Origin of the sequence: Providencia sp. PROV003, assembly GCF_045040775.1 — a bacterium.
GTDB classification, from domain to species: Bacteria; Pseudomonadota; Gammaproteobacteria; order Enterobacterales; family Enterobacteriaceae; genus Providencia; species Providencia huashanensis.
The window spans coordinates 1,261,350-1,274,630 of record NZ_CP096369.1; the positions used below are offsets into that span (position 1 = coordinate 1,261,350).

At 45.6% G+C, this 13,281-nt stretch carries 14 protein-coding genes; all 14 read right to left on the minus strand.

Translation table 11 applies throughout. The annotated features are described in order from the left end of the window. Nucleotides 1-272 precede the first annotated feature (272 nt). The gene (locus M1F14_RS05800; RefSeq protein WP_042845633.1) at nucleotides 273-1,916 is read right to left on the minus strand and encodes a thiamine pyrophosphate-binding protein; all 1,644 of its coding nucleotides are present in this window, start codon (nucleotides 1,914-1,916) and stop codon (nucleotides 273-275) included. Nucleotides 1,917-1,957: 41 nt separating this feature from the next. After that, nucleotides 1,958-3,427, minus strand: a complete 1,470-nt coding sequence (locus M1F14_RS05805; RefSeq protein ID WP_181468788.1) for an aldehyde dehydrogenase — start codon at nucleotides 3,425-3,427, stop codon at nucleotides 1,958-1,960. Nucleotides 3,428-3,440: 13 nt separating this feature from the next. Next, entirely contained in the window at nucleotides 3,441-4,232 is a 792-nt protein-coding gene (locus tag M1F14_RS05810; RefSeq protein ID WP_181468787.1) for an aspartate dehydrogenase, read from the minus strand. Between the two features lie 10 nt (nucleotides 4,233-4,242). After that, the gene (locus M1F14_RS05815) at nucleotides 4,243-5,037 is read right to left on the minus strand and encodes an SDR family oxidoreductase (protein WP_042845628.1); all 795 of its coding nucleotides are present in this window, start codon (nucleotides 5,035-5,037) and stop codon (nucleotides 4,243-4,245) included. 10 nt (nucleotides 5,038-5,047) lie between these two features. Next, nucleotides 5,048-5,887, minus strand: coding sequence for an alpha/beta fold hydrolase (locus M1F14_RS05820; RefSeq protein WP_042845627.1), 840 nt, complete (start codon nucleotides 5,885-5,887; stop codon nucleotides 5,048-5,050). 15 nt (nucleotides 5,888-5,902) lie between these two features. Beyond that, entirely contained in the window at nucleotides 5,903-6,415 is a 513-nt protein-coding gene (locus M1F14_RS05825) for a cupin domain-containing protein (RefSeq protein WP_042845626.1), read from the minus strand. A gap of 24 nt (nucleotides 6,416-6,439) precedes the next feature. After that, nucleotides 6,440-7,720 carry an MFS transporter gene (locus tag M1F14_RS05830; protein WP_042845625.1) on the minus strand — a complete coding sequence of 427 codons (1,281 nt, stop codon included), beginning with the start codon at nucleotides 7,718-7,720 and terminating at the stop codon, nucleotides 6,440-6,442. Between the two features lie 21 nt (nucleotides 7,721-7,741). Continuing rightward, the gene (locus tag M1F14_RS05835) at nucleotides 7,742-8,956 is read right to left on the minus strand and encodes an NAD(P)/FAD-dependent oxidoreductase (RefSeq protein WP_042845624.1); all 1,215 of its coding nucleotides are present in this window, start codon (nucleotides 8,954-8,956) and stop codon (nucleotides 7,742-7,744) included. Between the two features lie 4 nt (nucleotides 8,957-8,960). Next, on the minus strand, nucleotides 8,961-9,887 hold the full coding sequence (locus M1F14_RS05840; RefSeq protein ID WP_042845623.1) for a VOC family protein: 927 nt from the start codon (nucleotides 9,885-9,887) through the stop codon (nucleotides 8,961-8,963). 110 nt (nucleotides 9,888-9,997) lie between these two features. Further along, nucleotides 9,998-10,774: an IclR family transcriptional regulator gene (locus M1F14_RS05845; RefSeq protein WP_042845622.1), complete on the minus strand. Its 777-nt coding sequence runs from the start codon at nucleotides 10,772-10,774 to the stop codon at nucleotides 9,998-10,000. 29 nt (nucleotides 10,775-10,803) lie between these two features. Further along, complete coding sequence (locus tag M1F14_RS05850) at nucleotides 10,804-11,559, minus strand: SDR family oxidoreductase (RefSeq protein WP_181468786.1); 756 nt, start codon at nucleotides 11,557-11,559, stop codon at nucleotides 10,804-10,806. Beyond that, nucleotides 11,552-12,592, minus strand: coding sequence for an aromatic ring-hydroxylating dioxygenase subunit alpha (locus M1F14_RS05855; RefSeq protein WP_042845620.1), 1,041 nt, complete (start codon nucleotides 12,590-12,592; stop codon nucleotides 11,552-11,554). Before M1F14_RS05855 ends, M1F14_RS05850 begins: the two co-directional genes overlap by 8 nt. 58 nt (nucleotides 12,593-12,650) lie before the next feature. Continuing rightward, nucleotides 12,651-12,959, minus strand: coding sequence for a recombinase-like helix-turn-helix domain-containing protein (locus M1F14_RS05860; RefSeq protein ID WP_042845619.1), 309 nt, complete (start codon nucleotides 12,957-12,959; stop codon nucleotides 12,651-12,653). A 2-nt stretch (nucleotides 12,960-12,961) separates the two neighbouring features. Beyond that, nucleotides 12,962-13,276: a non-heme iron oxygenase ferredoxin subunit gene (locus tag M1F14_RS05865; RefSeq protein WP_042845618.1), complete on the minus strand. Its 315-nt coding sequence runs from the start codon at nucleotides 13,274-13,276 to the stop codon at nucleotides 12,962-12,964. Nucleotides 13,277-13,281: the final 5 nt, after the last annotated feature.

Sequence of the window (13,281 nt, forward strand, 5' to 3'; positions counted from 1 at the left end):
AATAAAATTTAGAAACGATGCTTTGTATTATAAGGAAAAAAATGGTGATGCCCTAACTTCTATTTAAATATAATTTCCACTATCCACTCTCAATGTAAAATACATAATAACCTAACAAATACTAACCTGTTGTCAGGAGCGGATTTTTTGCCATATTGAGCAAAATGTGGTGAATCAGCTAGGAAAGTAATTTGTATCAGACATAGGAGAGTTTTTTGTTTAATGGATTTGTAAAGCGCGACGGAGTGCCGCGCTCGATAAGAAGTTAGAGGTTAAAATAGTTTTTTCTGCGGGGGGCCCGAGAAATTCATTTTACCGATATGATTCATTAATACTTCAACGACAACTGGCCGCTTTAAAGCAACAGCTTGATGAAGTATAGGTTGGAATTCGCTGGGTTTATCTACCGTTAGGGCGGTGATCCCCATCGATTGTGCTAGTTGGCTAAATGATGGTGTTAATAACTCATTATAATATTGGCGACCTGAGAAATATTTTTCCTGAATACCACGCATGACACCATAACCTTGGTCATTCATGATTATCAACACAATCGGTAGTTGTTCTTGAGCCATAGTCGCAAGCTCACCGACCCCTAACATCAAGCCGCCATCCCCAACTAAGCCAATCACTGCGGTATTTGGGTTGGCTTTCGCACTACCAATGGCCATCGCAAGGCCTAAGCCAATGGCACCCGCTAAGGAATGAATATTGTGCATCGGCTGTGTAGCTTTTAATAAACGGCTGCCCCATAAGCTGCCTGATACAGTAATGTCCCGCACAAAAATACCATGTTCGGGTAAGGCTTGCTCGACAGCATCACTGAGTTCACTGTATGGCCCGCATTGTGCCCTTAATTGCTGTTCTGCCAACTGAACGGCTTGTTGTATTTGCTGTTTCCATGCAGAAGAAACTGGGCGGTTAGCTTGCTCAATTTTATCGGCAAGCGCATTAAGCAGGCCTTTACAATCCCCTGTGATATTGAGGTCGGCTAAGTAATTGCGGTTTGCCGCTAACGGGTTAATATCAATTTGGATGATGGGGTGAGGTAATGGTAATGACCAAGTTTTAGTCTCATTACTGCGTAACCGGGAGCCCGCGACCAGCGTCAAATCACATTCACGCATTAATGTATCAATTGAGTCCGCATTATGAAAAGCACGCAGGCTGAACGGGTGATCATCCGATAAAATACCTCTTCCATGGGTGCTGCTGATTACGGCGACACCTTGATTAGCCAAGCGTTTAACGGCTTCTACCGCCTGCAATGCACCGCCACCGACCCACAATAATGGGCGCTGTGCATGCTGAAGTTTGTCCCAAATGGCTTCTATCTGTGATGAGCAAATTGCGGGCAAAGTTGGCACAGAAAGCGGGGCACTTAATAAGGACAATGGCACTTGAGCACTTTGAATATCAATGGGGATTTCAATCGAAACAGGGCCACATGGGGCGGTTTGCGCAACTTGGATTGCTTTATGCAGTGTCGCCACCGCTTGTTCTGGTGTATGTACACGGAATGCTTGTTTAGAGCTTGAACGCAAGAAACCCAGTTGATCCGCTGTTTCATGAATAAACCCTGCATCCATATCTAAATAGGCTTTTTCAACCTGCCCAGTAATGTGGAGCATTGGTGAACAAGCATTCATAGCTTCAATCATTGACCCCACTGCATTTCCTGCTCCAGCCCCCGTACTCGTTAGCGCGACACCTAAGCCACTAAAACGGCTGTGTGCATCGGCCATAGTTACTGCTCCGGCTTCTCCACGGCTTGGGGTAAAGTCAATTTTAGCACGACGGCCAATCGCATCGGCAATAGGTAAATTGTGAATAGAAATAACCCCGTAAACCGTTGTGACTTGGTATTGTTCAAGTGTTCTGGCGATAGCTTCGCCAACTGTAATCATTTCAGACATTGTATTCTCCTAAATGCAGCCGTAATCCTTTAACGGATAAGCTATTCACACCAACGGTTTGGTTGTGGGTTAAGTGCCAAAAAAAGGCTTTTTTGTTGCATATAGGCTTTTAGGCTTTCTAAGCCTTTTTCTCTGCCAATGCCACTTTCTTTAAAGCCCCCAAATGGGGTTGAGATGGAAAAAACTTTGTAGGTATTGACCCAAACTGTTCCTACATCAAGGGCATCCGCCAGTTTAAAGGCGCGAGTATAGTCGCGAGTCCAAATCCCCGCAGCCAGCCCATAAACGGAATCATTAGCTTCTTGGATCAATGTGGCTTCATCATCAAAGGGGATCACCACTAAGACGGGGCCGAAGATTTCTTCTTGGCAAACACTAGATTGATTACTGAGGCCTTCAATAATGGTCGGTAAGAAATAATTGCCATTTTGTAGTGCGGGGTCTGTGGGAACGGTACCGCCAAGGCGAATATGACCGCCTTGTTGGACGGCTTGTTCAACGTAGGTTTTGACGCTATCACGGTGAGCCGCTGAAATTAAAGGCCCCACATGGATGCGTTCTTGCCTTGGGTCGCCAATAATCAAGTTCTGGGTTAATTGGGTTAATTTTTCCATAAAAGGTTGGTAGATATCGCGGGTAACAAATAAGCGAGAACCTGCGATACAAGCTTGTCCCATTGAACTAAAAATACCGTAACAGACTCCATGAGCGGCAATGTCTAGGTCAGCATCTGCTAGCACAATTGTTGGGGATTTCCCACCCAGTTCGAGGGAGGTCGTGATCAGTTTATCAGCCGCAATATGAGCCAGTTGGCGACCCGTGTTTGTCCCCCCGGTGAAAGAGATTTTTCGCACTAACGGGTGGCGAACCAATGCATCACCCACAATAGAGCCTTTTCCCGGTAATACGCTGAGTAAGCCACTTGGTAACCCTGCTTGTTCAAAGAGTTCTGCCAATTTTAATGAAATTAGTGGCGTGGCTTCCGCAGGTTTTAAAATAACCGCATTACCTGCGGCAAGCGCCGGAGCAATTTTTTGCATATCGCTGGCAATGGGGGAGTTCCACGGTGTGATGGCGGCGATCACTCCGATGGGTTGGTAAGTGCTTATTGTCATCAAGTCTGGTTGGCGTCGAGGTGGAAGCTCCCCTCCAGAAACCTCACAAACGGCGGCAAAATAACGTGCGGTGGCGGCTGCGCTCATGACTAAACCACGCGCTTCAGCCCACGGCTTCCCGTTGTCCAAAGTTTGTAATTGCGTTAAGGTTTCACGCTGCTCATCAATCAATGCGCTGACGTTATATAAGATAGCCGCGCGTTGATGCGCAGGCATATTGCGCCAGGTAGGTTCTCGCCAAGCTTTGTCCGCCGCGTTTACGGCGTCTTGGACATCTTCAAGGCTGGCACTGTTGAGAGTAGCAACGACATGGTTATCACCCGGAAAACGTGATTGCATTTCAGGTCCACGACCTTGTTGCCATTTTCCCCCCACAAAAATATCCATTTTATTCATGATTAGGCTCCTATTAGCTTACCTGTTGCTCAGCAATACGGCGGCAAATTTCAACGGCACTTAGGGCTGCAAGCATAGATGTCTTTGGGTTTGAAGGTAGGGGGTTGCCATTTAACTCAATAGAAAAATGCCCGAAATCCCCTCTTACATCAATTTGATGCGAATTTTTGGTGGTGTCCGGATCAACGATGAGTTGTACCTGAGTTGCATCCATACCTATGCCATACAGTGCAACGGTAGCGGCAACATTAGCATTGGCTGGGAAGTTCAAGGCAGCTTCTCGCGCACTACCACTAAAAAAGGCGGTAGCTTCAGAGACACTCGATAAGTCGATATAACGCTCAGCAGCACCATTGCGCCAACTGGCAGGGCTTTTACGTGACTGATAAATGACGTGGGTAATGTTCGCCTCTTTGGCTGCTCGTAAACCATCAAGCCCAGCAACCGCGCCTGAGAGAGGAATTAGTTGGCTTTGATGACGCTTTGCTAATGTGGTTAGTGTGTTTTCGAAAGTGGCATCAGCCAGTACACCAGTGGAAATAATGGCAAGAGTCCAGCCCCTTTGTAAAATGGTTGGCGCATACTGCTGTACCGCTTGATGACCAGCACACTCCAACACTAAATCGGGGTGTTCGTTAAAGTCATCAAGGCTATCAATAGGGAGCACCGCGCCATTGAAGCGTTCTTGTATTGCGTTATGGTGATGAGGGCGAGCCACAACCCAGCGAAGGGTTATTCCACTAGGTAAACGAGCAATCACTTCTTGTGCCATTGCACCATAACCAATCAACATTAATGTTTTCATAATTAACCCTTTAAATGTGATGGCTAAAGCCACCCGAAATATCTAAAGCGGCACCGGAGGTAAACGAAGCCATCGGTGAAGCTAAAAAAACTAAGGCACGGGCTGGTTCTTCTGGTTTCCCCAAACGTTGCATCGGGATCCCTCGCTTGTTAGCGATATCGCCAATCCATTGCTGCCAATCCAAGCTTTTATCACTCCGGTTTTCGAAACGACGCCGCCATTGGTCTGATTCGACCATACCGAGCAAAATTGAGTTAACGCGTATCCCTTTGGGTAGCAATGTTTTCGATAAATTTAATGTCATGTTCAACAGAGCAGCGCGTGCAGCAGATGTGGCGACCATATGGGGCTCGGGTTGTAACGCTAATAACGAATTAACACAGGTAATTGACGCAATATTGGATTGTTCTAAGAAAGGTAAAAAAGCATTTACTGGGTTAATGACACCAAATAATTTTAATTGTGCTTCATGTAACCAAGCGGCTTCAGGAGTGTCAGCATAGCTTGCAACATAGCCTTGACCCGCATTGTTAATCAGAAGATCAACTTGCCCATAGTGTTGATAAACATGTTGAGCGAAGTTTTCTGTTTGTGCCTTATCGAGGACATCACAGCGCTGTGCGATAAATTCCCCTTGAGGGTAGAGAGACCGTAATGTATTGAGAGCGTGTTGTAGTTTTTCAGTATCTCGACCACAAAAAGCAACTTTACAACCTTCGTCGAGTAACAGTTTGACTGTTGCAAAACCAATACCAGAGCTCCCTCCAGTCACGACAGCAATACGGTTATTTAACTGTAAATTCATAAGGATTCCTTTATTCGACTGGGTTGTATACCGTCTCTAAAAATTGTTTCAAATGGTGATTAAACTGTGTGGGGGTATCAAGGTAACTGGCATGTCCCGCTTGTTTAATCAACCAAAAAGGGCACTCTTGTTGTATCGCGAGCTGCTGTACTTGTTGTGGTGGCGTAATGGTGTCATCAGCGCCTGCCAGTATTTCGATTGGCCCGTTATAACCCTTTAAATACAAACTAATATCGTCATGGGCTAACATCCATGCTGCCGCAAGAAAGCCTTGGGGATTAAGTTTTTCCATATTTTGTTTCACCCAATCGATTTTTTCTGGGGTTGCATTGGGTGATAGTAGGGCGGCGGCTCGGTTTTCAGCATAGGCTTGTAACCCTGAATTAGTTACAATCATCTGCCGTTGTTGATACACGGAAGCTTGCTGTTCAGGGCTTTTAGAGGCATAGCCTTGAGCTGGATTAGCTAAAAATAACCCTTTTACTTGCTGAGAATATTGTGCGGCAAAAGCGCTAGCTATCAAGGCTCCGAGTGAATGCCCGACTAAAACGACCTGTTGTATTTTTAGGCTATCTAAAAAAGCTTTTAATGCTGTAGCATAGTCAACAGCAGTTGGTTTCGCTGTGTTGAGCATTGAGCTGCCCGAATAGCCGGGAGCATCCCAGCTATACAGTCGATAGTGGTCGGTCAGTGATGAAGAAGCCAGTTGGCTTACCCATGAGGCCGAGCCAGAGCTGATCCCGTGCAATAAAACGACGGCATGCCCATGACCTGAACAGCGCCAATTAAGGCGGTATTGGCCAAAATCAGCCAGTTGTTGTGCAGGAAGTTTTTCGATTGGCAAATTCATCACTGATAACTCCGGTTAGTTACGTTTCACTTTAGATAACGGGTGGTCTTCTGGGTAAGTCGGGATTGCTGGCTTTTGTGTGCCAATCATCACGCACATTAATGCCTCTTCCTCTCCATGATTAAATAGACCACGGTAAATCCCCGCTGGAACAGAAATTAGGTCACGTTCTTTGAGAACCGTTTCATACTCTTCGTCACCATCACGAACAAATAGCGTAATAGTGCCCTTCAGCATGAAAAACACTTCTTCAACATCAGGATGTAAATGTAAGGGGCCTTCACATTTGGCGGGTAATACCATGGTGGAGAAAGTGAAGTTCTCTGCGGGGACGGTATTCACGTCATTAGCAACACCTGTTGCACCAGTACCGATGTAGCGCATTTGGGCACGACGATATTTAGGGTCGTAATCAGCTTGGAATTTCAAGGCGTTCCAGTCATATTTACGGCCTTCAAGGCGAGCAATTCGTGATTCTATCCATTGTGCCATTGGGATATCTTGGGGTTTGATTTGAGGTTGTGACATAGCGTTATCTCCTACACAGAGTGATTAGTATTTTTTCAGTAGAGGCAGAAGTAGTAGGCTGCCGACTAAACCAATAATTACGATAAATAACAGCCCGCTATCCATAGTGTGAGTGGCGGTGATCAGCACCCCCATCAGCAGAGGTGCAGCCGCGCCAGCGAGGTTTCCTAGGCCATTGAATATGCCACCGGCCAATGCACTGACTTGTTTTTGTGTGACTTTAGCGAGTAGAGCGAAGATATTGGGAGCTCCTGCTCCCCACATAAACATGCTAAATGCCATCATGAGGATGATGCTGTAGGTATCAGTGAGGAATAGCACTCCAGCTAAGCCCAATACCGCACCTAAGAGAGATACAAAACACACTAAAGCTCTACGGTCATAGCGGTCAGACAACCATGCGCCTATTCCTTCGCCAAACAACATGGCGATAAAGGGGAGAGAGGATAAGACCCCTGCATGCTCTAAGTGGATTGATTTCCCTTTAATTAAATAGCTTGGTAACCAGCCATTCATCCCCCAAAGATAAACAAGAAAAGCGATGTTAAACAGGCAGATAATCCAAAAATGGCTGTTTTTGAATAAGCGTTTTTTATGGGCTTGTATGGTCGCGAGCTGTTCGACTGATCGTTTTTCACCCGCTGAGTTTTTGGTTTGAGCCTGACGATTTACTAAGTTAGGGTGACGGATACCAATCACGACTAGCCACCAAACGGGTACGGTAAAGGCCGCCATCACAAAGAAGGTACTTTGCCAGCCAAAATTATTCAGAAGATATAGGGCGATAGGGAAGCCTAGAGCCGCTCCAATTGGAGTTCCAAGTAACCACATCATAGTGGCGCGAGCCTGCATCTTAGGTGGAAATGTGCGGCGTACAATGGCGTAAGCAATGGCTAGTAGGGGGCCTTCAGCAATACCGAGCAAGATCCTCAGAAAAACCATCGTGCCGTAATGATGGGTAAACCCCATGAAAATCATTAAGAAGCACCAACTGCTAATCATAAACAGTAGCATTTTGGTTGGGTGGAATCGGTCGCCAATTCCACTAAGTAACATTGAGGAAACGCCATAAGCAAATAAAAATGCGCTCATCAGCAGACCTAAACGTGTTGGATCAAAGTCAATGCCAAGTGCCTGCTGAAACTTTTCATCTGAAAATAGAGCTGCAATACTGATTTTGTCGAAGAAAGCGAGCAATACACAGGAAAATAAGCCAATTGGGATTAACCAATTAATTTTTTCAGGGATGTCTTGGGCTTGTTGGTCATGTTCCTTGGCTTGTAAGGTAATGCTTTGATTAGCCATGTTATTTCTCCTTGCTGTACACTATTTCAGTGACATCAGTGAAAATGTTGGATCAGCAAGTTCAGAAGGATCCAGTTTGCGGTGACTTTGCATCCAACGCTTACCTAGCTTGATAGCGCGTGCATCATTGAAAGCAATCATTTGCACCAATTCATTAGTGTCATTCAGGGAAAAATGGACCTCTGAGTTTGGTGTATAGCGCTGGATGTGTTGTTGCGCTTGCGAAGTTGGTATGCCCAATATTTGAATATTATCTTGGTATTGATCCGACCATAGCCAAGCTGGCTCATCAAACCCTTCTGATTGCGGGTTTAACATGGCTTTTGCCGTCGTGATGGCTTGGTTTTGTGCGTAAGCCCAAGATTGCAGACATAAAGAAAGTGTTGGATGACAAGCCACGTCGCCAGCAGCGTAAATATCAGGGTGTGAGGTTTGCCCTTGGTCATTGATAACAATACCATGGGTGATATCAAGCCCAGCCTGTTTGGCGAGTTCAAGGTTTAATTCAACCCCAATCCCCATTACGGCTAGGTCGAATGTTTGCCATGGTTGCTTCTGGCAAGTGATTTGTAAGCGAGTCACTGACTCCCCAAGCTTAATGTCACCACAATCCGTAATGATATGTACGCCAGCTCGGGTATGGCGCTGTGCCAATGCTTCAGAGACATTTTGTGGAACGCTGCGTTCGCATAGGCGGCTTTGACGCTCAAAAATTGTGACATCTATTCCCATTTGACGTGCAGAGGCAGCGACCTCCAAGCCAATCCACCCGCCGCCAATGATGGCAATTTTCTTTGACTCAAGGAGTGCTGAGCGTAGTTGTTGTGCATCGTTCCATGAGCGTAATGCGAAAACTTGTGGGTGTTTTTGCCAATCATTGGAGAGGTAACGGGGGCGTCCACCTGTGGCGAGTAACAGTTTTTCAAACGTTACAATACGACCATCATTGAGGTGAACATATTTTGTTTTTGTATCAATCTTAGTGGCTCGCACTGGGCGAAACCATTGCAAATGTAAGGCTTGGGTGGCTTCTTCACTAAATAACCGCGACAGCGCAAAGCTTTCTAGTGTGAGTGCGGCCTTTGATAGCGGTGGGCGTTCATAAAAGTCATGATCTTCATCGCTGATAACAGAAATTTGGCCTTGGTAACCTTCATCTCGTAAGGTTTTTGCCGCCCAGCCACCTGCTTGCCCACCGCCAATAATGACAATACCACCTTGGATTAAGGAATTCATAGGGTTACTCCTTTACCGGTTTGACTTGACGACGGGTTTCATAATCTAGACCGCCTTCCACCGCCCACTCGGTGAATGAAACCAGTGAATGTTCCAGTTCGCGAGGCTGCCATTTATCCGTCAAGAAATCGTCATTGGTGTAATATTCAAAGGCGCCACCGGTCGGGCTGTTAACGTACCAAAAATAAGCCGATGAAATCGGGTGGCGACCAGGACCAATAAAGGTGCTCCATTGCTGCCGGTTCATTGCTAAGCCACCGCCAATGACTTCATGGATATCACGTACGGTAAAGGCAACATGATTAAGGCCGCTGCCACGGTGTGGTAATTTGAGTAGGAATAAATTGTGATGACAACCATTAACTTGAGCACGTAAAAAGACAGCACGGTCGATATAACGGTCAGAGACTTGAAAACCCAGCTTTTGGCAATAAAAGGCTTCTGTGGACGGTAAGTCGTCGACAAAAAATACCACATGGCCCACATTAATTGGCGTTGCTTTTTCGTAAACAGGGCTAGGTTGATCAATACGGCGAATATCCCCCCATTGGTTGATTGGTGAGATTTCTATTTCGACGCTCTGTTGCTGAGTGACGGTAAAAGCCACTGTCATACCATTCGGGTCACGGCATTCGGCGCCATCTCCAGTAAGTTTGAAACCATCACAACCCTGAATGTTTTCGATGATTTTATTGAGTTCAGTGGCATTTTCCGTCCCCCAAGTTATTCGACGCAGGGTTGAGCCTTTTTCAAAAGCAGGGGGAAGTGTAGGGTCTTGATGGTCAAAAAGTTGTATTTTTGCCCCAGAGAGCGTCGAAAATAATGACGGGTTGACCGCGGTAACCTGTAGGCCAAAATCATGTAAAAATTTTTGGCAGTTAGGGATGTCTTCGACACCAAATTCTAATTTTTCTATTCCAATCACTGACATAGCAAAATCCTCTGTAGATTGGTGTTATTGCCAAAGGCACCTTTTGGGCAAAAGGAGTCTGAGGCTTATGGCAATAAACCTAAAAATGTAGGGTAGATAATTGCTTAACGCTAAACGGCTTTTGCTTGGTTCATACCACCAATAAATTCAGTCAATCTTTGCGCGGCATAACTCACTTCATTTTGTAATCGCTGGCGTTCCTGTGCCGGAATACTATTCATCGGTACCATGATGCTAATCACCGCCTCTACGCCATTAGCTTGGTTGTAGACGGGGTAAACAATGGATGAAATCCCCCGACGATAAAATGATTCGCCGATCACGTAGCCACGCAATTTGTCGGCTTGGATCATTTGCCAGAATTCGTGTTTACTGCCTGCATTGTCGGGTAACTCATCGTGAGGGTAGAGTGCATCAAATTCCGCACGGTTCAGCCCACTAAGTAGCATGCGCCCAAGTGAGGTACGATGCGCGGATAAACGTGTTCCGACACTGACGTGGTTAATTTTTGATTCGGCACCACTAACCCGAGCGATATAAATAATATCTGTGCCATCGCGGATAACTAAATGGCTGTTACATTGGCTACGGTCTCTCAATTGTTCGATAATGGGTTGACCTAATTGAGTTAAATCTAACGATGCAATATAACCAAGACCAAGGCTTAATACTTTTCGCCCCAGAGAAAAGGCCCCTGTGCGTGGGTGTTGGACGAGAAAATCCAAATGCACCAATGTTTGGATAGCCCGATATGCCGTAGCCTTTGGCATATCGACTAAGCGCAAGATTTCAGCAAAAGTTAACTCACGATGTTGCTGAGCGAGGAGAAGAAGAAGTTGTAACCCTTTTTCCAAACCCGGTATTAAATATTTGCATGTTGAACTCATTGCCTTAACCCCTTAGCCAACTTGGTTAGTTAATTAAAAACAAAGCCACCATTAACGGGAATTAATTGCCCTGTGACAAAATTAGCCATTGCTGAAAGTAGATACAACGCGGTGCCTGTTACGTCTTCAGGGATTTGTTCACCTTGTAGTGCTCGGCCATTTTCATAAAGCTGGTGGCGCTCAGCAGGGACATATTCTGTTGCTTCAACTTTGGTAAGCCCCGGTGCAATAGCATTCACACAAATGCGGTGAGTACCAAGTTCGCGAGCCATTGAACGAGTCATACTGATAATGGCCCCTTTACTGGCGACATAAGCCATTAGCTTTGGTGCACCCCACAGTGCAGTATCGGAGGCAATATTGACGATTTTTCCATGGCCACTGAGTTTTAAAAATGGCAAAGCCGCTTTTGTGACTAGCCATGTTCCTCTGACATTGACGGTCATGACGTTATCCCACAGTGCTATGTCATACTCATCCAGTAACTTGCCGCCTACACCTGTTGCAAGAGCTGCGTTATTGATCAAACCATCAATAACCCCTTGCTGACCGATGATATCGAATGCATGCGCTATTGAATCAGGGGAAGCAAGGTCAAGCTGAACACCTTGTGCATCAAGGCCTTGGTTACGGAGTGTTTCAACGCTTTCTTGTAATCGTTGTTCTAGGATGTCACATAAGACAACATGAGCCCCTTGCTGTGCTGCGGCTTGGGCAAAACTAAAGCCAAGCCCTCTGGCTGCCCCAGTGATAACAATCCGTTTGCCCACTAATAAGTCACGCATTTTCAGCTACCTTGCTGTTTATTAGGTCAAATTGTTTTTTCGCTTCACGCTGCATTATCCGGCGTAGGCGCGATAGCCCCACATCATGTTGGTAGAGGAATTCTTTATTACGTGCGTTAGGCGCAAGGTTTTCTAAAATAATGCGGTCTTGTTCTAAGACATCCCAGTGCAACCCTTCTAGACGATTGCGGTACATAAAGCGCCATAAATCACGTTGCCAATCTTTGACTTTGCGGATGCGCCAGAAGAAGACCCGAGTATGATCACGGTCTTCAGGAACGACCATACCGATAATCCAAAAATGCCCACCCGGCCCAAAACGTTTTTGATAAGGAATGGATAAGCGCATCCAATTTGCGCCTGTGCTCGCAAATTCGACCCAATCGAAGTTGACGCCAATTTGGTCATTTTTACGGAAAATGAAACCATTTTTTGTCGCTTCAAGGATCATCTCTGACTGTTTGTCTCCTTCAGCCATTGAATGTGATGATGAATGGAGGTAGGTTCCGTGCATGGGGTCCATTACGTTTTCTAACGCATACTGGTAATTGCATTTCCATGAGGCAGTACATAGGAAATGACTGTGATTTTCGTCATCCGCTAATTCTTCAGGGAACTCAAGAGCGGGTGGGGTTTCACCTTCAATGACAGCAAAGTAGAGAAAAATAGCCCCATGAATTTCTTGAACTGGATAGGTCTTTAAGCATTTTTGCCCTTCAAGCGGACATTGGCTGACCGCTGGAACATCTTTAACGACACCGTCGCCACCGACTTCGACGCCGTGGTACCAGCAAGCAATGCGTTCACCTAGGTTCCACCCCATTGATAATCGAGCGCCACGATGTGGGCATCTATCTTCAAGTGCGTGAAGTTGGCCTTTATCATCTCGCCATAAAACGATTTGTTCTTCGAGCCGAGTGATGCCAATAGGGTTACTGCTTACTTCCCAACTGGATAATACGGGATACCATTGTCCACGTAACCCAACATCTAAATATTCTTGAGAGTTTTGAAGTTGTGTATTGGTTGTCATGATTTGCTTCCGTTTATCAAAGGCGTTTTAATTATATTTTCTGAGTAATGCCAAGGTGTTAATAACCATTGACGAGAAGAAATTCTCGGAAACTGCTGGAAGACCAAAGGTGACCTTGTCGGTCATATATTTGCAGCTGGTTTAATGCGCTAACTAATTCATCAAGGGTTTCAGTGCCTGCTGCAAATAGAGTCTCAAGTGCCGAAATTAGAGTGGTCTCATATTCATCAGGTATACGTGAACGGGTTTGCCAAACAATATTGGGGGCACTTCCCGGTGCTTGAATACTGCCTTTACCCCCTTCACGGGCAGGAATGATTTGGTTATTTGCAGGTAAATAAGGATTAAAATTCTGAATGGGTTCCATTTCTACTCCTCAATTAAACTGATTTCGATTTGGTTTTCGTGAACTCGCGTTTGGTAGGTTTTTAAGTCACGACCTCCTGGTTCACGTAAACATTTTCCGGTTTTGATATCGAAAATGGCTTCATGTAGTGGGCATTCAACTTTTCCATCTTCTACAAAACCTTGACTTAAAAGGGCATAAGCATGCGGGCAAACATCTTCCAAGGCGTAATATTGGTCCTCAACCAAGAAGATCCCAATCTCGGCATTATCAACTTTGGCGGAAAAAGGAAATTCTTCTTGAACCTGTGATACATCACATACCGCAATCCAGCTCATTGTTT